General features: G+C 67.0%; 13 protein-coding genes. 7 read left to right on the forward strand and 6 right to left on the reverse strand.

Translation table 11 applies throughout. The features are described from left to right. Positions 1 to 95 precede the first annotated feature (95 nt). Entirely contained in the window at positions 96 to 1,334 is a 1,239-nt protein-coding gene (locus AAF184_09365; GenBank protein MEO0422530.1) for a sodium:proton antiporter, read from the forward strand. 159 nt (positions 1,335 to 1,493) lie between these two features. Continuing rightward, positions 1,494 to 3,707 (forward strand): hypothetical protein, encoded by a 2,214-nt coding sequence (locus AAF184_09370; protein MEO0422531.1) that lies wholly within the window; start codon positions 1,494 to 1,496, stop codon positions 3,705 to 3,707. A 6-nt stretch (positions 3,708 to 3,713) separates the two neighbouring features. On the opposite strand, the gene AAF184_09375 is transcribed toward AAF184_09370, so the two are convergent. From AAF184_09375 to AAF184_09390, 4 genes are all read right to left on the reverse strand, one after another. Continuing rightward, the gene (locus AAF184_09375) at positions 3,714 to 4,472 is read right to left on the reverse strand and encodes a DUF6445 family protein (GenBank protein MEO0422532.1); all 759 of its coding nucleotides are present in this window, start codon (positions 4,470 to 4,472) and stop codon (positions 3,714 to 3,716) included. A gap of 11 nt (positions 4,473 to 4,483) precedes the next feature. Next, on the reverse strand, positions 4,484 to 5,998 hold the full coding sequence (locus AAF184_09380; protein ID MEO0422533.1) for a tryptophan halogenase family protein: 1,515 nt from the start codon (positions 5,996 to 5,998) through the stop codon (positions 4,484 to 4,486). A gap of 15 nt (positions 5,999 to 6,013) precedes the next feature. Then, the gene (locus AAF184_09385) at positions 6,014 to 7,513 is read right to left on the reverse strand and encodes a tryptophan halogenase family protein (protein MEO0422534.1); all 1,500 of its coding nucleotides are present in this window, start codon (positions 7,511 to 7,513) and stop codon (positions 6,014 to 6,016) included. Positions 7,514 to 7,667: 154 nt separating this feature from the next. After that, positions 7,668 to 10,526, reverse strand: coding sequence for a TonB-dependent receptor (locus tag AAF184_09390; GenBank protein ID MEO0422535.1), 2,859 nt, complete (start codon positions 10,524 to 10,526; stop codon positions 7,668 to 7,670). Between the two features lie 199 nt (positions 10,527 to 10,725). Between AAF184_09390 and AAF184_09395 the strand changes: the two genes are divergently transcribed. From AAF184_09395 to AAF184_09410, 4 genes are all read left to right on the forward strand, one after another. Continuing rightward, positions 10,726 to 11,766, forward strand: coding sequence for a LacI family DNA-binding transcriptional regulator (locus AAF184_09395; protein ID MEO0422536.1), 1,041 nt, complete (start codon positions 10,726 to 10,728; stop codon positions 11,764 to 11,766). A 108-nt stretch (positions 11,767 to 11,874) separates the two neighbouring features. Beyond that, the gene (locus tag AAF184_09400; protein MEO0422537.1) at positions 11,875 to 13,191 is read left to right on the forward strand and encodes a transglycosylase SLT domain-containing protein; all 1,317 of its coding nucleotides are present in this window, start codon (positions 11,875 to 11,877) and stop codon (positions 13,189 to 13,191) included. After that, positions 13,110 to 13,463, forward strand: coding sequence for a LysM peptidoglycan-binding domain-containing protein (locus AAF184_09405; protein MEO0422538.1), 354 nt, complete (start codon positions 13,110 to 13,112; stop codon positions 13,461 to 13,463). The genes AAF184_09400 and AAF184_09405 overlap by 82 nt, the downstream gene beginning before the upstream one ends. A 169-nt stretch (positions 13,464 to 13,632) precedes the next feature. Further along, positions 13,633 to 15,780, forward strand: a complete 2,148-nt coding sequence (locus tag AAF184_09410) for a hypothetical protein (GenBank protein MEO0422539.1) — start codon at positions 13,633 to 13,635, stop codon at positions 15,778 to 15,780. A 10-nt stretch (positions 15,781 to 15,790) separates the two neighbouring features. Here AAF184_09410 and AAF184_09415 read toward each other — a convergent pair whose 3' ends face one another. Together AAF184_09415 and AAF184_09420 are read right to left on the reverse strand one after the other, a co-directional pair. Then, positions 15,791 to 17,128, reverse strand: a complete 1,338-nt coding sequence (locus AAF184_09415; GenBank protein MEO0422540.1) for an ATP-binding protein — start codon at positions 17,126 to 17,128, stop codon at positions 15,791 to 15,793. 27 nt (positions 17,129 to 17,155) lie between these two features. Beyond that, positions 17,156 to 18,562, reverse strand: coding sequence for a sigma-54 dependent transcriptional regulator (locus AAF184_09420; protein MEO0422541.1), 1,407 nt, complete (start codon positions 18,560 to 18,562; stop codon positions 17,156 to 17,158). Positions 18,563 to 18,689: 127 nt separating this feature from the next. On the opposite strand from AAF184_09420, the gene AAF184_09425 reads away from it, so the two are divergent. Beyond that, positions 18,690 to 20,009, forward strand: coding sequence for an efflux RND transporter periplasmic adaptor subunit (locus AAF184_09425; protein ID MEO0422542.1), 1,320 nt, complete (start codon positions 18,690 to 18,692; stop codon positions 20,007 to 20,009). Positions 20,010 to 20,034: the final 25 nt, after the last annotated feature.

A 20,034-nucleotide genomic window follows, 5' to 3' on the forward strand; every position in this document is an offset into this window, starting at 1 on the left:
ACTTGTGGGACAGGACATTGGGTGATGTCGTCACCGATCGTTTTTGACTGGGGTACACTCATCGTCCTCGCGCACCCAGTCCCAACGAAGAGCCCATGAACATCCTCGAACTCAGCGCCCTGCTGCTCACGCTGGCGGCAGCTTTTGCGTACCTGAACCATCGCGTCATCGGCTTGCCCATGACCATCGGCGTGATGCTCCTCGCCATGTGCACCTCCCTGCTCCTGGTGCTCGCAGGCAACTTCGGCCTCGAGGCGCAGCTCGGCGAGGCGCGCGACATCGTGCGCGGCATCGACTTCGACCAGGCGCTCATGGACGGCATGCTGAGCTTCCTGCTGTTCGCCGGCGCCCTGCACGTGAAGCTCGAGGAGCTCGCGCGCTACCGCTGGCTGGTGGGCATCCTCGCGAGCCTCGGCGTGGTCTTCACAACCTTCGTGGTGGGCACGGGCGCTTGGTTGCTCTTCGGCCTGCTCGGCATCGAACTGCCCTGGATCTACGGCCTGCTCTTCGGCGCCCTGATCGCCCCCACCGACCCCGTCGCCGTGCTCGCGGTGCTCAAGTCCGCCGGCGTCTCCAAAGCGATCGAAACCAAGATCGCCGGCGAGAGCCTGTTCAACGACGGCGTGGCCGTGGTGGTGTTCATCGTGGTCAGCGGCATCGCGGTGAAGGGGGATGAGGCGAGCGCCTTGCACATCGCCGAGCTGTTCGTGCATGAAGCGGTGGGCGGCGCCGTGCTCGGTCTCGCCCTCGGCTGGATCGTCTACCGCCTGCTGGCCCCGATCGACAACTACCGGGTGGAGATCCTCCTCACCCTGGCCCTGGTGGCCGGTGGCTACACCCTCGCCCACGCGCTTCACCTATCAGGTCCGATCGCCATGGTGGTGGCGGGACTGCTGATCGGCAACCGCGGCCGAGCCTTCGCCATGTCCGAGCAGACACGCCTGCGCCTCGACGACTTCTGGGAGCTGATCGACGAGATCCTGAACGCCGTCCTGTTCCTGATCATCGGCCTGGAAGTGCTGGCCATCACCTTCGGGGGCCGCGAGCTCGCCGCGGGCGTGCTGGTCATCCCCCTGGTGTTGGTGGCGCGGTGGCTGAGCGTGCTCGGGCCCGTGCAGCTGCTGCGCGCGCGCCAGGAATTCCCACCCAACGTGGTGCGGATGATGACCTGGGGCGGCATCCGCGGCGGTATCTCGGTCGCCCTGGCGCTCTCCCTGCCGCCGAGTGCGGAACGGGAGATCCTGGTGGCCGTGGCCTACTGCGTGGTGGTGTTCTCGATTCTGGTGCAGGGCACGACGATGAAGCGCCTGGCCGTCGCCACGCGCGAGGGATGATCGGCACGGCCGAGCGAGGGTCACGCCCGTTTCACGGTAGGCCCCTGACACGCAAAGCAATTCCCTAGGTAGCCGGCGAGCGGTAGCTTCACGGGGTGCGCAGGTGGGCGCGATCTGGCATCGTGAGGCGGTGCTGATATCGACCGAGGCCTGCCGTCCATGTCCCCAGGTGTTCGCCTACTAGTCGTCGCCCTGGGAGGGCTCACCGTCGGCGCCGTCCTGAGCGCGTCGCTGACCAACCGGCCACCGCCGTCTACGGACCGAACGCCGGACACGCTGCGCAGCAGCCGCCAGGCAGTGGCACCCGCCCCGCTGCCGTCGGCGCCCACCCCCGAGGCCCTCTCGACCCTACCGCCCGATCTGGCGTCGGCCCTCGCCGTCAGCACCCCCTTCGGCCGCGACCTCGCCTTGCACCGCCTGGCCTCGCAGAGCGATGCAGGATTCCTACGCGAAGGCATCGAACGCATGGCCGGCACCGGTCAGAGCGCCGGCGGTCGTGGCGCGGCGGCCGGCATCTTCCTGCAACGGCTCACGGAACTCTCACCGGAGCAGGCCCTGGCGCAGATCAACCGCGCCGCCACCGTGGATGCGGACTATTTCACGCGCATCGTCTTCGGCACCTGGGCGGAGGTGGATCTCGAGGCGGCGATCGAAGGCGTGCGCGAGCTGCAGTCCACACCCTTGCGCCAGGGGGCGGGGGACACGATCGTCGGCACCTGGGCAGACCTGGATCCGTCGCGGGTGGATTGGATCATCTCCCGCTTGCCCGCCACCTACCAGGCCAAATCGGCGCGACGTCGCTTGCTCGCACGAGACGTGGCTAACGACCCAGCAGGTACGCTAAGTAAGGCACTCGCGTCGACGGACCCAGTAGCGCGATGGAAACAGGTGGCAACGATCGCACGACTGTGGGCGGATACCGATCCCTACGCTGCCCTCGCCCAGGGTTCGCTCATCGAGGATGCCAACGCGCGGCTCGCCTTCGAACGCGCCGTGATCGACCGCTGGGCACAACGTGATCCCCGCGCTGCCATCGCCCAAATCTCCCAACGCCGACGCAGCTCCGAGCGTGGACAACAGCTCATGAAGATCCTGCGCCACCTGACGCCGGTGGACCCCCGGGCGGCCCTGCAATGGGCGCAGGAGTTGGAGTCCGTGCAAGGGCACACGGGTTACACCCAAAGTGTGCTGAGGGAATTGGCCGAACATGACGCCCAGCTCGCGGCGGACCAGCTATCGCGCCTAAGCTCCACCGGATCGCGGCAACAGGTGGTCGCCAACATTGCGATCGCCCTCGCCCGCCAGCAACCGAAGGGTGTGCTGAGTTGGATCGATTCCCTGCCGTCGGCATCGGAGCGCACCATGGCCTTCGGCGCGGCGGTCAACGCGCTGGCCCTGGGCGATACGAGCGCTGCGATCGCGATGCTGGAGTCAGCCCCGTCCGAACGTATGCGCAATGAGGCGCTCGCCTCGACGGTTAACCGCCTCGCCGACCAGCGACCGGAGGACGCCGCCCAGTTGCTCGCCCTGCTACCCGAAGGGTCGAGGGAGTACACGGGCGCCCTGCAGAACCTCGCCACCCTGTGGGCCCGTTCCGATCCCTACGCTGCACTGGCCTGGGCCGAACGCCTACCCGAGGCGCAGCGCGCGCAAGCGCTGCCCCAAACCATCGGCATGCTGGCCCAGGAGGATCTGCTGGCTGCAGCAAACCTCGTACAGACCCTGGACGGCCCGGAGCGGCGCCAGGCGCTCAACGAAGTGGCCACCCGCTACGGCGCCAAGCAACCGGCTGCCGCCTTGAGCTGGGTGCAGCGCTTCGCGGGCGAGCCTGGCTACGAGGAGTCGCTATCGGGCGTGCTGAACAACTGGGTGCAGCAAGACCCGCGCGGTGCGCTGCTCGCGCTGGATCGCATCGAGCCCGCCCGGGCCACTAGGCTCGCCCCACAGCTCATGAGCCAATGGGCACGCGCCGAACCCACGGAGGCTGCCCGCTGGGTGGCTCGCCTGGATGACGAGGCACAGGCAAAATCCGCGCGTGCCGTCGCCGGTGTCTGGGCCCAAACCGATGCTCGTCAGGCGATCGCCTGGGCCGGCGACCTCAGCCGGGGCGCGGGGCGTGACGAGGCGATCAGCTCGGCCCTACAGACCGGAATCAACCAACAACCGGACTTCCTCGATGAAGCGATCGATTGGTTGGACGAAATCCAAGACCCCGGCCAGCGGGAGAATACGGCAACGAATATTATCAGTAGGTTAGCACGGCGAGATCCGTCGGCAGCGCGTGCGCAGTTGGAGCGGATGAGCCTTTCGCCGGCGCGCCGTACCCAGCTGACCAGTCAGATCGAGGCGTACGAACGCAAGCGCGGCGGGTAGTCGCCCCTAGGGCGGGGCCGTATCGTCGGCGGTGGGCCTCACGCTCGCGAACAGGTTGAGGGACAGGCGGCCCGTGGTGAAATCCTGCGTGAGTAACTCCGGGCGCGTGATATGGCCCGAGTGCGGGTACTCGCCGTCGTAGAACACGAAGCGGTTCCACTTCGCCGGCACCACCTCCATGAGCTCCGCCACATCGTTGCTCTCGGTCATGTAGCGCGGCGCCTCGCGGTAGTAGGCCGATCGCTCCTGCAGCAAGCGGTGAGCGGCTTGTGGATCGCGTAGCTCCATGGCCATCGCCTCGAACGCCATCGCCTGCTGCTTCCAGCGATAGAACGCCGTGCCGCCGAGCTCGGGCTTATCGAAGAGGTACACCAGCCCCGCGAAGGTGCGCCGGTCCTCAGCGTGGCGCGGGTCGATGTGGCAGATGCGTTGGAAGTTCGACAGTTGCTCCGGTCGCAGGGTCACCATGGACAACCCTGCCGTGAGCTTGATGGCGCTGCGGTGGAACGGGAAGTGGCGGGAGAGCTGACTGCGGATGAAGCGCTGAATCTCCTCCATGCACAAGGCGCCAATCACCCGTCCCGGGCCTGGGTAGGTGTGCGGGCGGATGTGGAACTCGCTGGCATGGGCCTGCGAGTAGTGCACGAGGGAGGCGGTATCCTGCAGGAAATCGTCTACGATGGCACAGCGTCGGCCATCCCCGATCTCACGGATCTCGACCTTGGCGGCAGGGTTGACGGCGATCGTCGGCGGATCCGCACTCATGCGTGACGCCATCACCCGCCCCCTCGCGCCGCCTCGTCGAGCACGGCCAAGTTCTCGCGGTGATCGCGGAAGTTGAGCGCGCAGCCCGCCAACATGCGTTCGACATCGGACGCCCGATAGAGATCCTTACCCGGCGCCTGCTCCTCGGCGAGGCCTGGGTAGGCGCCGTAGCCAGAGAGGAGGCAATGCCAGGACAGGGTGCCGAAGTGGGACTCGAGCTTTTGCCGCTGCACCTCCTGGGTGAGATCGCCGCGGCGATACCACACGTCGAGGAGATGCCGCAGCGAGCTCGATAGCGCCATGTTGTCGCGGTTATCGCGCCAGTACGCGGAGTCATCACGGGTATTCAACTTGTAGTGGGCCACGATGTAGTCGCGTACCCGTTCGAAGCGCTCGTGCACCAGGCGATTGAAGGCGTCGCGATCGCTCGCCTCGAAGGCGCCCTGTTTGAAGTGGCGAATGAACAGCTCCACGCTGATCTGCGTGAGCAGGAGCGCCGTGTCCTCGAGGGGCTCGATGAACCCTTGGGAGAGGCCGAGGGCCAGGCAGTTGCGCGACCAGTGATGCTCGCGCTGCCCCACCCGCATCTTCAGATGGCGCGCCTCCTCGGCGCTGTCCATCATCCCTAGGAATTCCCGTAGCTCTCGCTCCGCCGCCTCCGCTTCCAGGTAGCGCGAGCTGTAGACGTAGCCGTTGCCGAAACGGTGGGTCAGGGGAATGCGCCAGCACCAGCCGTTGGACAGGGCCACGGACACGGTCTCCACCGGCAAGGTGTCCTCCACCGGGGTGGGCAGCACCACCGCCGCGTCGTTGAAGAGGTTGTCCGCGAAGCTCTCGAAGCGAACGCCGAGAGTCTTCCCGATCAGCACGGACGCGAAGCCTGAGCAGTCGATGAAGAAGTCCGCTTCGATGCGCTCGTCGTCCTCGGCGATCAACGCCGTGAGATCACCCGCCTCGTCCCGCTCCACGGAGGCCACGCGACGCTGCAGGTGTTGCACGCCGCGGCTCACCGCGACTTCCGCCAGGAAGGCGCCGAGCTTGCCCGCGTCGAAGTGGTAGCCGTAATCCATCACGAAGGGGAAGGTCTCCGCGGCCTGCGGCCCCTTGCGCGCCTGGGCGAGCACGCCGTTCAGGAAGAAATCGCCCGGATCGGTGTGCACATCGAGGCCGAAGCGGCGACGCTGGCAATTGCCCATGAAGGCGTTCTGAGAGAGCGTGTCGATCTGCGAGACGAAGGGGTGTGCGTAGCGGGCGAGCCCCGACGTCGGGCTCCAGCCCTCGAAGGCGATGCTCACCTTGTACGTGGCGTTGCACCGGGGCATCCACTGCGCCTCTGGCACCTCGATCATCTCGAAGAAGCGCTTGAGCGTGGGGGTGGAGCCCTCGCCGACACCCACGGTACCGATCTGTGGCGACTCGACGAGGCTGACCCTCACCTCGTGGGCGGGCCAGGCCTTGGCGAACAGGTTGGCGGCCATCCAGCCCGCCGTGCCGCCGCCGAGGATAACGATATGCTTAAGTCCCAAGGTCGCGAGCCCGATCTAGGCCTTCGCGGCGCAGAACATGTCGAGGAAGCCGTCGTGACTCGGCATCTGCCCCAAGGGCTCGCGCTTCGCCCGCGCCATGGTGGTCATCTTCTCGGCGAGTTGGGCGTCCGTGAGCGAGCCCGCCAAGGGATGGAAGTCCTGCGGCATCACGCCCTGACCCAACAGCACCTGCAGCCACGAGGGCTCCAGGAAGATATCCATGTTGTCGGGGAACAGGGCACCGCTCTCGCGGAACACCTCGATCGTCTCGCGCAGGCGAGCCGGCACCTCCATGTCTCGCAGGTCGCGCCAGAACTGCGTGTCGTCTCGCTCGTTCACGTGGTAGTGGAGGATGATGAAATCGCGGATGTACTCGAACTCCACCTGCGACTGGCGGTTGTACTCGTCGACCATCGTCGGCAGCACGCCGGCGTGGGGGAACATCTTCACCAGGCGCACGATGGCGGACTGGATCAGGTAGATGCTGGTGGACTCGAGCGGCTCCAGGAATCCGCTCGAGAGACCGATGGCCACGACATTGCGGTGCCATTGCTTGCGCGCCCGCCCGGTGCGGAAACGGATCAAACGTGGTTCGCCCTCGAGCGCCTCGCTGTCGAGGTTGCCCATGAGCAGCGCCGCCGCCTCGTCATCGCTGTAGTGGCGGCTGCTGTAGACGAGGCCATTGCCGTTGCGGTGTTGGAGCGGAATGCGCCATTGCCAGCCGGCGCCGTGGGCGATGGAGCGGGTGTACGGGGCGGTCTCATCGAAGCGCTTCGACGGCACGGCGAGGGCGCGGTCGCAGGGCAACCAGTGCCCCCAGTCTTCGAAGCCAACGCCCAGGTGTTGCTGGATCAATAGCCCGCGGCCGCCGGAGCAGTCGATGAAGAAATCGCCCTCCACCTGCTTGCCGTTGTCCAGGTGCAGGCGGGTGACATGACCGTTCTCGGGGTGAAGGTCGACGGTGCGGATCAACCCCTCCGTACGGGTGACGCCACGCCCCTCGCTGTAGCGGCGCAGGTATTGGCCGTAGAGCGACGAATCGAAATGATAGGCGTAGGGGAGCTCGTACATGGGATCGCTCACCTTCATCTTGGCGAACTTTCCCGCCTCGCAGCAGAGGTAGTTGAGGTCGTAATCCCACAGGTTGCTGCGTTGGCCCGCCTGCTCGGCGCGGGTCCAGAAGTGGTGGAAGTGACAGAAGGCCTGGCTGCGGCCGGGGGCGCCGAAGGTGTGGTAGTACTGCTCGCCCGGTACGCGCCAATTCTCGAAGCGGATGGCGAGCTTGATGGTGGCCTTGGTCTCGCGCAGGAACTCCGCTTCGTCCAGGCCGAGCACGGCGTTCACGTGCTGAATCGGCGGGATCGTCGCCTCGCCGACGCCGATGATGCCGATCGCGTCGGACTCGACGAGCTCGATCTCCACCTGCTTGCCCAGCACGCGAGCGAGCAACGCGGCGGACATCCAGCCGGCCGTGCCGCCCCCCACGATCACTACCTTCTTCGTTAGCTGTCCCATGAGCTGCTCCCCTCGAGCGCCTGCGACCGCGATGTCGCGTAGGCGTCGCCGGCGCCTACGAAAGGCGCGGCGTATTTTTCCCCCGCAGTATGGCACGACGCCCGAACGCAAAGCGCCCGGGCGTCGTGTTCACCCATCCCTTAGTGCGTGAGAACTACCGGAACTGGTAATTCACGCGCAGCAGGTAGGTGGCACCGAAGGTCTGGAATTGCAGCACCTCGCGGGAATCCTCGTTGGTGAGGGTGGTCACCTCGTTGGTGAGGTTCTGCCCCTGCAAGGCCACACGCAGACCGGAGAGACGATCGAAGCCGCCAGCCCCGAAGTCGTACGCGATTTGCGCGTCCCACAACTCGGCGCCCTGGTCCGTTAGGGGGGTCAGGGCCAGGCTCAAGCCACGAGCCTCCGTGAGGAAGTCCGTACGCCGACGACCCGAGACGCGGATCTCGAAGCCCGCCCTCTCGTAGAAGGCCGTCAGCTGGTAGTTCTCATCGGAGAGGCCGGGCACTCGCCCGCCGTCTTCCAAGCCGCCGCTCATGATGGCGACGCCGAGCGAGACGCCGAAGCCATCCAGGGCCTCATGGAAGAGGTGGAAGGGCACGTTGGCCTGGAACTCATAGCCGCGCACGTCACCCTCGAGACCATCCTCGCGGAAGGTGACCACGCCGTCGAAGGTGCCCGGGGTGATGATGTCACCGTTGTCAGCCGTCGCCTGGTGGTAGCCGGGGATGAAGAACGAACTGAAGTCCGCGATGAAGGCGCCTTCACGGTGCCAGTTGACCAGGTCCTTGTAGAAGAACCCGACCGAGAGGAAGCCGTCGTCCGCGAAGTACCACTCGTAGGCCAGGTCGACGTTGTTGGCCTCGAGCGGTCGTAGCGCTGGGTTACCCGCGTTACCGCCCCAAGGGCCGGCGGCCGGATCGGTCGCGGCGACGTTGGCTGCGTTGAAGTTGAACGAAACCGTCGTGTTGGGTCGCATGTCGTCCATGCGCGGACGACTCAAGGTCTTCGACGCCGCCAGGCGCACCTTGTGGCCGTTGTTGAAGTCGAAGTTCAGGTTGAAGCTCGGCAGGATGTCCGTGTAGTCGTCGCCGCCCTCGACGGGCGTTGCCTGCACGAACAGGTCCGGGCCGGTCTGGGTGGAGAAGCCCGTCGCCTGCTGATCCGTATTCACCACCTGCACGCCGGCGTTACCGCTGACGCCGAAGGCGGCGAAGTCATGGCGGAAGTCGAGCTGGGTGTAGAACTGCAGCAGTTCCTCATTCACCGTGTAGGTGTCGCCGAGGCGACCCGTTTCCAACGCAGAAGCGTCGGTCGCGGTGTAGAAGCCGCTATCGAACAGGGCCAGGGCATCGTAGGCCACCACACCGGGGATGCCGATGAAGCTCAGGTCCGTCGCGCCCGCGCGCACCTCCTCGGGGATCAGGGCGTCCTCGGGGAAGGTGGGGGCGGTCAGGAAGAAGCCGTCGTTGTCCTTCGACTTGCTGCGATCGGAGTAGCGGAAGCCGAAGCCGAGGCGATCGAGGAAGGCGCCTTCGAAGTAGCGCTGGCCGTTGAAGGCGATCGCCGTCAGGTCCTCATCGAAGATCGGCTCGTTGACGAAGCCGTCCTGGGCCTGGGAGGGGCCGATGTTGGGGAACGCGTCGTTGGGCGCGAAGGCATCGACCGGGGCTAGAGCACCACCCCAGGACTGGGGCCCGGCCAGGCGGATCATGTCGAAGTCCGTGAGGTCCTGGTTTTCGCCGCTGTACACCGTGCCGTCGGGGCCGGACTGGAAGCTGCGCACCGTGGGATCGCCCTGCGTATCCAGGCCCGCGCGGCCCACGCCGGAGTAGCTCTCGATGTTGGTGATGCGCTTTTGGGTCTCCCCGTAAGACGCATCGACACCGAGCACCCAGTTCTCCGTCGGGCGGAACTCGAGGTTGGCCCCGAAGGTGGTCAGCTCACCGCGGGTGCGTTCCGCGTCGTTGCGGATCACGGACAGGAAGCCACCGTCGATCACGCCGCCGGTGACGAAGCCATTCTCGGCGCTAGTCACCGTGTAGTCGCCGGTGCCCCAGACAGCGCCGCCTTCCTCCACGCCGCGGAAGACTTCGTCCTCCTGAAAATCAATGTAAAGAGCGTCGAGAGTTGCAGTGACTTTCTCCGAAGGCTCGAACTGGAGGACGGCTGTGGCGGCGGTCCGCTCGAGGCTCGCCGAGCGCGCGAAGGAGTCGTGTCCACCCACCACGGTCTCATCGCCCGTGAGGGTGACGCCGTCGGCAGCGTTGGCCGGGTCGACGGTGGGGTAGCCCCAACCGCGGAAGTGCTCTTCCTGACTCGGCGACTCCGTGTGGGTGACGGCGAAGGCCAGGCCAACGGTGTCGTCGGCGAAGCGATCGGAGAAGCCGAGGGCCAGGCGATAGCCGTTGTCGTCGAAGTCCGGGTTGGCCGAGGACTGACCGTTCTGCTCGTAGGAGAGGTTGGTCGTGAGGTACGACGCCGACTCGAGCGGCTTGGTCGTACGCAGGTCCACCACGCCGCCGATGCCCTGCACGTACAGGCTCGACTCCATGGACTTGTAGATCAACGCACCGCTTAGAATCTCGGAGGGGTAGAGATCGAACTCCACCCCGCGGTTGTCGCCGATTCCCAGCAGTTCGCGGCCATTGAGCGTGGTGCCCACGAAGTCTTCGCGGAAGCCGCGCACGGAGATACCGGAGGTGCGGCCGTTGCGCCGTTCACCTGCCAAACCCGTAAGGCGCGCTAATGATTCCGCGATACTGGTATCGGGTAACTGGCCGATGTCATCGACCGTGAGGGCCTCGACGATGGTGGTGCTGTCCTGCTTCAAGGACTGGGCGCGCATGAGGCGTCCCCGGGTGCCGGTGACCAGCACCTCTTCCATCATCGGATCATCTTGTGCGCTGTTGGCGCTCTCGTCCTGGGCCATGGCCACCGGCGCCATCAAGGCGCCTCCGTACAGCGCTGCGGCGACGGCCAACGACAAGGACAGCGTTGCTCCCTGACCTTCCATACTCTTCCCCCTAAGCCTGGCGGCTACCATGTGTTCCCCCCCACGGGTATTCTTTGGATTATCTTCCAATCGATGCTAACGCGATCCGTCGATACAAAAACGTGAAAACGTATGCAAACGGTTGTGCACCGCGGCGCACGAGGGAGGCGCAATAGGGGCGGGGCCACACCACCGGTCGGCAGGGCAATGAGGGGATGCCTTGAGCAGCAGGGTGCACAAGACGACATCGCTGGATATCGCCCACGCCGCGGGCGTCTCCCAGGCCACGGTCTCGCGCGCCCTGCGCGGGAGCCCGCTGGTACGGCCGGAGACCCGGGAGCGCATCCTTCAAGTCGCCCAGGAGCTCAACTACAGCGTCGATCGCAACGCCGCGGGCCTTCGCACCGGGCGCAGCGGCACCCTCGCTCTGCTGCTGTTCGAAGACCCGACCAGCGATGACTCGCAGATCAACCCCTTCTTCCTATCTATGCTCGGCAGCATCACCCGGGCCGCGGCCGCCTGCAGCTACGACGTGCTGGTGTCCTTCCAACAGCTCAATCACTTCACGCCGGCCTACGAGGCGAGCAATCGCGCCGACGGCATCATCCTGCTCGGCTACGGCGACTACCTGAACTACGGCGAGAAGCTGAAGGCGTTGGTAGACGCCGACGCCCACTTCATCATCTGGGGGCCACCGGTGGAGGGTCGCCCTGGCCATTCGCTGAGCTGCGACAACTACGACGGCGCCATGCAGGCCGTGCGCCACCTGGTCGCCCTCGGACGGCGCAGCATCGCCTTCATCGGTGGCGCCTCCCCCGGCAGTCCCGAGTTCCGCGATCGCTACCGAGGCTACCGCGCCGTGTTGGAAGAAGCCGGCATGAGCCCGGACCCTCGCCTGTTCGAGGAGGCGATCAGCCAGGAGCGCGACGGCTACCACGCGGCGCAACGCCTGCTCGCGAGCGGCGCCCACTTCGATGCGATCTTCGCCGCCAGTGATCTGATCGCCATCGGCGCCATGAGCGCCCTGCACGACGCGCGGATAGACGTCCCCCAAGAGGTCAGCGTGATCGGCTTCGACGATCTGCCCGCCGCCGCCTACGTGTACCCCGGCCTCACCACCGTGCGCCAGGACACGGCCCAGGCGGGTGAGCGCCTCGTGCACAACCTGCTGAAGCTGATCGAGGGCGAACCTACGCACAGCGCCCAGCTGCCCATGGAGCTGATCGTGCGCAAGTCCTGCGGTGCCTTGAAGCGTCGCTGAACGCCCGGTCCACACCCGACCACCTGTCGTCGCCCGCCCCGGGTTTGCCGTCGACCCGCGACTTCGCGTAGCTTGTCGCGCTTCGACATTCCTCCGGGGGAAGGAACCTTGACGAGAACTCTGGCCGCCCTGATGGCGACGGCAAGCTTGAGCGCCTGCGCAACGCTCACCTCACCGCCCACCGCCCAGACCAGCGCGCCGCCAGAGCCCGATCCTGTTCCCCCGCCTGCGCTGAGCGCTGCCCTCGCCGAGGACGACGCGCACATCGTCGACGAACCCGCTCCTGCGCCGGTGGCCGTCGCCGCTGAGCCGCCGCCGCCCGCCACCTTGATGGATGAGATCCGCGACGGATTTCAGCTGGCTCATGCCACGGACGAGAAACGCGTCCAGCAACACCTGGCCTGGCTGGAGCGCCACCCCACGTACCTGGAGCGCCTGCGCCCACGGGTCGAGCGCTACCTGGCGGAGATCTGCGCCGACGTCCGCGAACGCCGGCTGCCCACCGAACTGTGCCTGCTGCCGATCATCGAAAGCGCCCTCGATCCCCTCGCCTTCTCCCCGGGGGGCGCGGCGGGCCTGTGGCAGTTCATTCCCGCTACCGGCAAGCGCTACGGCCTGAAGATCGACTGGTGGGTGGACGAACGGCGCGATCCGATCGCCGCCACCGACGCCGCCCTCGATTACCTGCAAGCGCTGCATGAGCGCTTCGGCGATTGGACCTTGGCGGTGGCGGCCTACAACTGCGGTGAAGGCCGCGTCGCCCGCGCTGTTCGCCGCGCCGGCCCGGACGCCGACTTCTTCGACCTCAAGCTGCCCCGCGAGACCGCCGCCTACGTACCGCGCCTGCTAGCCTTCGCCGCCATCGCCGCTGATCCGAACGGCTACGAGGTGGCCTTGCCCTTCGAAGGCATCCCAGCCGACACCAGCGCCACGGCCAGCGTGGAGACCGGAGGGCAGATCGACGTGGCCCGGGCGGCTGACGCGGTGGGCCTTACCGTGGATGAGCTCTACGCCCTGAACCCGGCCCTCAATCAGTGGGCGACCCACCCGGACGGCCCGCACCGCCTGATCGTCCCCGCCGATCGCGCCGATGCCGCCCAGGCAGCACTCAGCGCGATCCCGGACGACCAACGCGTTGCCTGGAGCCGCCATCGGATCCGCCCAAACCAGACCTTAGGCGGTATCGCCCTGGCGTACGACACGGACGTCGCCACCCTCAAGCGCATCAACCAACTCTCGAGCTCACGCATTCGCGCGGGCGATCACCTGCTGATCCCGACCTCGAGCTTAGCCGCGGACGCCTACCCGACCCCAGCGCGCACGCGGCGGCGAGTGGCGGCGCCGTGCACGTGGTGCAGGCCGGTGAGTCCCTGTGGACCATCGCCCGTGACTACGACGTCTCCACCCGCACGCTCATGCGCGTGAACCACGTGGGACCGAAGGACTACCTGCAGATCGGCCAGAAGATCATCGTGCCCCAAGGGAGCACCGATGCTTCAGGCGCCCGCAGCCGAGGCGCCACTGTGCGTACCGTGACCTACCGGGTCCGTTCGGGGGATTCCCTGGGAGCGATCGCGGCGAAGTTCAACGTGTCGGTGAACAAGATCGCCGGGTGGAACGGCATCCCGCGTGATGCGCTGATTCACCCGGGCCAGGCCTTGGTGCTGCACGTAGACGTGACCGCCTCACGCACCTGAGCGCTCCGGCGCGCATCTCCTGGGCCGGCATGGTTCGCGACTGCCCCACCGTATTCTGAGCACCAGCGCTCGAATCTCCCTTCCCCGAGATTTTTTCGAGACCCGCGCAGCTTCTAGAAGCGCAACACCTCAGGCAAGGTCCGGAGCCTCGCCTGGAGGAGATCTTTGCATGGGCACGTTCCTGATGATCGTCGCCGCGGTGGTACTGGTACTCGCCGTCGGCGTCGGCATTGCGCTGTGGTTCGCACGGCGCTGGCTGGCACGCAAGGTGGGGGATTGGAGCGTCGCCTGTGAACTGATCGATGTGACGGTCAATCGCCCCGCCCGCCTGAAGCTGCAGCCTTACGCCGGTAGCGACCCCATCGCGGACTCAGGCTTCGAAGAACGCAACCGCGCGTTGCGCAGCCTCGGCTTCCGCCCGCTCGGCGACTACGAGAGCGAGTCCTACGAGCTGCCGATCCTGCGCGCCATGCACCACCCAGAGAAGGGTATCGGTGCCGCCCTGATCCTCCACGAGGGCGGTTGCCATCTGGAGTGCTTCGCAGTGACGACTGACGACCGAGTGCTGGCGATAGGCTCCGGCCCAACGCCTGCCGCGCAATCCGAACGCCTGCGCTGGACGGTGCTCCCCACGCTCACGCCAGAACAAGCATTAACGCATCTGGAAGATGCCATGGCGGACACCACGCCGCGCGCGATGGATGCTCGCCTCTTTCGCGCAGCCTACGAGCAAGCCTACGCCGCCCGAATGGATGGCCTGCTCGCGCGCGCCCCTTCGCGCGACGCGCTCGAGAAGCGGGGCCGCGAGCGCCGCCCGCCCGCCACGGCGGCGCAGATCGAACTGGCCGCCAACAGTCAGCACTCGGCGTGGCTCGACCAGGTGGAGGAAGCCGCTCTGGATCGCTACCGTCGCGCGAGCCGACTCGACGCCGTCACCTGGGAGCGCATCGGCGATGACCTGCACGTGGTCCACGATCGACTGCCGGAGGATCGCCTGCACGACATGCTGGTCATGGACGATGCGAGCGAACTGGTGTTCTCCCAATGCCTGGCCCAGGAGCTGCGCGGCAAACGGCTCTACGAGGAGGTGTTGAAGCGCCTGCCCGCCACCAGCCGTCGGCGCCAGCGCCTAAGCGAAGTCCGCTATCCCCTACCGGCGGTGATCTACGGGATCGATCCGGAGCTCGCCGACGAGGCGTCGCCCGCGCAGAGTTACGAATACGTTTATCAGGCGGTCGACCCCGAACGCGGCGATGTGCGCGGCAAGCTCATGGCCACCAGCACCGTCGATGCCAAGCGTCAGCTGCAGCAGATGGGCCTCATGGACTCGAAGATCGTCGTCGACCCGACCATCGATGGCGGCCAGCTTCAGATCGATGACGCAGACCTCGACATCTACGTCGAGAGCATGACCGGCAGCTGGTGGCAGAACCTCATCATGATGATCAAGGGCAATTGGCTGCTCTGGCTACCGCCGCTGCTCCTCGTCGCCTGGGTGCTGAGCGATGGGCCGCCGTACGGCTGGGGAGACTACGCCGCCTTCACCTACCTGAGCCTCGCCGTGCTCGGTGTGGCGTACCACCTGTTGCCGGCGCTCGCCTACGATGGGTTGGTTCGCGCACGCAACGGCGGGCGCTGGCGGGCGGCATCCATGCTGCTGCGCATCTGCCAATCGCGCGCCGGCACGCTCGATGCCTTCTACCGCCATCAGCTGGAGCTCGAGCACGGCAAGATCCTCGCCGGCCAGGGCAACCTAGGCGCTGCCCTGGCGCACTGGAAGACCTTCGAAGATCACGTCTCCGCCGCCGACTACGTCAACGGCCTGACGGCCCTGTACAGCGCTGCGGGAGATTGGCCGAGGGTGATCGAGGCGCAACGCCGCGCGATCGCCCTGGCCCCGGACCCGGCCCCGATGCGCGTGGACCTGGCGATGTCCCTCGCCCGCTACACCGATGAGGTGGATGAGGCGGAGACGTTGCTGAGCGGCTTGCATCCCGACGGACTCAGCGAGTTGGTGCTCGGCGGCTTCATGTACGCCCGCGGCCTGATCGCCCTCAAGCGCGGCCAGCTGCAGATCGCCGAACGTCAGCTGGCGCAGACCATCGAACAGGTGAAGCAGTACGAGGCCGGGCCTGCGGTCGCGCCCTGGGGCACGGAGGTGCGCGCGTTCCTGGCGCTGACGTGGAAGCGCGCGGGCAAGCTCGACGCCGCCTCCTCCCTGTGGACAGCGATCGAGGCGAGGTTGCGCCACAACCCGATCGCGACGCGCCTGGCGCAGGAGTACCGCGCCGCCACGCCCGAACAAGGCGCTGCCTGAGCGCGAGGCGTTAGAACCGCAGCGTCACCCTGGCACCGCCGAGGTCCGCCGCTTGCCCGATGTCGACGGCGCCGCCGTGCGCCAACATGACCTGGCGGGTGAGCGCGAGGCCCACGCCCGTGCCCTGAGCGCGCGTCGTGTAGTAGGGCACGAACACGCGCTCGCGCAATGCCTCGGGCACGCCCGGGCCGTTGTCCGCCACCTCGATGTTGACTCGCCCCTCCCGGCTCAGGGATGCACTGAGTCGTATCGTCGCTTCGGGCGTCTCGCCGAGAGCATCCAGCGCGTTACGCACGAGGTTGATCAGCACCTGCTCGAGCTGGGCCCGATCGGCCTGCAGCCGAACACCGGCCGACGGTGCCTTCGAGGTGAACGTCGCCTTGGCTCGGTTGAGCTCCACCTCCAGGAGTGAGGCGACATCAGCGAAGAGTGCTCCTAGCTCCACCTCGGTCCTCACGGGCGCCGGTAAGCGGGTGAACTGACGATAGCCCTGCACGAACCCCATCAGCGAATCCGCGCGTCGCGCCACCGTGTCCACCGCATCGCGTGCCCGCGTCAGGTTCTCCTCCTCCGTGCCGGCCGCCAACAGGGTCTGCGCCGTACCGGCGAGGGATGCCACCGGGGTGAGGGAGTTCATGATCTCGTGGGCAAGCACCTGGCCCATCTGCTGCCACGCTTCGAGCTCGCTCGCCGCCAGCGCGTCGCTGATGTTCTGCAGCGTGACCAGGCGTTGGCCCACCTGCCCGACCACGATCTCCGTGAGGGACAACGTCATGCGCTGGGTCACCCCATCGGCGAGCGTGAGACGCACGACGCAGCTCTGCCCCGGCGCCTGTTCGCGAACGGCCACCGCCAGCTCGGCACCGAACGCCTGCAGATCGGCGACGGTGGTCACGGCGTGGGTCGCGAACAGGCGTCTCGCCGCGTGGTTGTGCAAGACCACCTTCTGCGCGCCGACGACGCTGAACATCGGCACCGGCACATGCTCGACGATGGCCTGCAGGCGCAGCCGGTCCTCTTCCCCCGCGTGGCGCAGCTGCTGCAAGCGAGTCACCACCTCGCGCATGCTCTGACCCAACTCGGCGAAGCGAGCGCCGCGCAGGGAGGGGTCGATGCGGTGGCTGAAGTCGCCGTGGCGAATGCTATCGAAGAACCGCGCAACCTCGCGGTTGGTCCGCTGCACGAACACCACGAACTCGGTGACCAAAGCGACGCACAGAAGGCCCAATACCAGCGGCGTGATGACGAAACGCGTGCGAAACACCACCCACGAGAGCGCCAGCATGACCAGCAGCAGCAGCACGGCGCGCAGGGTCGCCTGCACGGCGAAGTGGCGACGAAGGCTCATGCTTCCAGCCATTATCTGACGCCGAGGCTAGAGGCCATGCTTTTCCATGCGCCGATAGAGCGCCGCCCGCGTCAGCCCCAGCTCCTTGGCGGCGCGGGAGATGTTGAAACCGTGCTTGTTGAGCGCGGCTGAGACCGCCCGCCGTTCCAGCGCGTCGAGATTGAGCTCCTGGTCCAGGGGCGTGCTTCCCGACGAGGCCGCAGCCGTGGCGACGGCGCGGGCGGTGGCGGGCAGGGCGAAGTCCTCCAGGCGGTACGCGGCGCCCCCCGCCATGATCACCGCGCGCTCGACGGCGTGGCGCAGGGCGCGGACATTGCCGGGCCACGGGTGCGTCGCCAGGGCCTCGAGGACCGCGTCGTCCACCTCACGCGAGGGCTTCTCGTAGCGCTCCTCGTAGTACGGCAGGTAGTGCCGCACCAGCGAAGGCACATCTTCCGGGCGCTCGCGCAGGGGCGGTAGCACGATCTCGATCGTGTTCAGGCGGAACAACAGGTCCTGGCGGAAGGTCTGCGGATCCGCAAGCTTCTCGGGGGGCAGGTTGGTGGCCGCGATCAGGCGCACGTCGAAGGGCTCGCTGGCCGTCGCGCCGACCGGGGTCACGCGCCGCTGCTCGAGGGCACCTAACAACTTCGCCTGGCTGGCGAGGGGCACGTTGCCGATCTCATCCAGAAAGAGCGTGCCGCCTGATGCACTCACGAGACGCCCCGTACGATCGCTACGGGCATCCGTGAAGGCACCGCGCTTGTGGCCGAAGAGTTCGCTCTCGAACAGGGTGTCCGGCACCGCGCCGAGGTCGACGGCGACGAAGGGGCCGTCCACCCGCCGCGAGGCCTGGTGCACGGCCCGAGCGACGAGGTCCTTGCCCGTGCCGTTCTCGCCGAGCACCAGCACGTTGGCGTCCACCGGCGCGGCGAGCGCCACCAGTTCCAGCACACGTCGCATGGCCATCGAGTCACCGATGATCTTAGGTGCGTCGACGGCGGGCGACTCGGGGGCGTTGCGCCCACCGGCCGAACCACCGGCCCGGGCGCGGGTCCTGGCGAGCGTCACGCCGGCCTCGACCGTAGCCAGCAGTTGGTCGTTCTGCCATGGCTTGGTGACGAAGTCGCAGGCACCGCACTTCATGGCGTCCACCGCCGTGCCCAGGTCGCCGTGGGCGGTGACCATGATCGCCACTTCATCGGGGTCGTGCTTGAGCAAGCGAGCCAACCAATGCAGGCCCTGCTCACCTGTGGTCTGCCCGGGACCGAAGTTCATGTCGAGCAGGAGCACGCGGGGCAATGCACCGCGCGGGCCGATGGCCTTCGGGTGGCTGATCGCCCGCACGTGGCCGTAGGCCTGCGCCAGAAGCAGGCGCCCGGCTGTGAGCACATCCTCATCGTCGTCCACCAGGACGACTTCGACGTCGTCGCGGGGTTGCGGCTGACCTACCATGACGAAAGTGTCCGATTCCGAACAGTACGCTGTTCAGTATCGCACAGGCGGCCAGCAGTGCATCAGCGTAAGCCCCTGAACGGCTGAGCATTTCAAATCTGGCACAGCGTTTGCTCTAGCTGATGCTATGAACGACGCCAACTTGCATGCCGTGCCGACACGGCCCGCGCCCCGCAGCGGGTCCACCATGGACCGCCCCGTCACCCGCGATCGACGAGGCTGGTGGCTCATCGGCGCCGCCGCCGTGATCACCCTCGGGGTGGGGCTCACCCTCGCCCGCGGCTGGCTCGCTGACGGTGGGCGCAGCCTGCAGGTCGGCCACGAGCAGGTGAGCATCGCCACGGTCACCCGCGGCATGTTCGAGGACTTCATCCCCGTGCGTGGCCGGGTGGTACCGCGCAGCACCGTCTTCCTCGATGCCGTGGAGGGCGGTCGCGTGGAGGCGGTGCTGGTGGAGGACGGCGCGACGGTCGAGGCCGGCCAGGTGCTCGTGCGCCTCAGCAACGCCCAGCTGCAGCTCGATGTGATCGCCCGCGAGGCCGAAGTCACCCAGCAGCTGAACAACCTCGACACGCTGCGCTTGCAGCTGGCGCAGAACCGCCTCTCCCACCGGCGCACCCTGATCGACGTGGACTACCAGATCCGTCGCCTGTCGCGCCTCGCGCAGGACGGCGAACGCATGATCAGCGACGGCTACGTCAGCCAGCGCGAGTTCGATGACTCCCGCGACGAACTCGCCTACCAGCGCGCCCTGCGCGAGGTGACCCTCGAGGCGCAGGCGACGGATGAGAGTCTGCAGGAAGCCCAGCTACGCCAACTCACCGCCGCGGCGGAACAGCTGCGTGCCAACCTGCGCCTGGCACGGGAGAACCTAGCGAATCTGGAAGTTCGCGCTCCGGTGGCTGGCCAGCTCACCGCCTTCGATGTGGAAGTCGGTCAGTCACTCGCGCGTGGCGAGCGCATCGGTCACATCGACGACCCCGATCGCTACAAGCTCTCCGCCCTCATCGATGAGTTCTACCTGCCGCGCGTCGACATCGCCTTGCCAGCGAGCGCCGAGGTGGACGGCCAGAAGGTCGATCTACGGATCACCAAGATCTACCCGCAGGTCACCAACGGCCAGTTCGAGGTGGACCTCAGCCTCTCGGGCGACACGCCGCCGCAGGTGCGCCGGGGACAGACCCTGCAGACGCGCCTGCAGCTCGGCGACCCGAGCCAGGCCTTGCTGATCCCCAACGGCACCTACTACCAGGACACGGGCGGCAACTGGGTCTTCGTGATCACCGCCGACGGCACCACCGCCGCACGCCGCGCCGTGCGCCTCGGCCGACGCAACGCCCAACACATCGAAGTGCTCGACGGCCTGCAGCCCGGCGAGCGTGTCATCGTGAGCCCTTACACGGGTTTTCTCGCCATGGACCGCCTCGTGCTCGCGGCCAATCGCTGAGCGCCAGCCCAACCGCTTACCGGAG

The organism is Pseudomonadota bacterium, from assembly GCA_039815145.1.
In the GTDB taxonomy this organism is placed as follows: domain Bacteria; phylum Pseudomonadota; class Gammaproteobacteria; order Steroidobacterales; family JBCBZW01; genus JBCBZW01.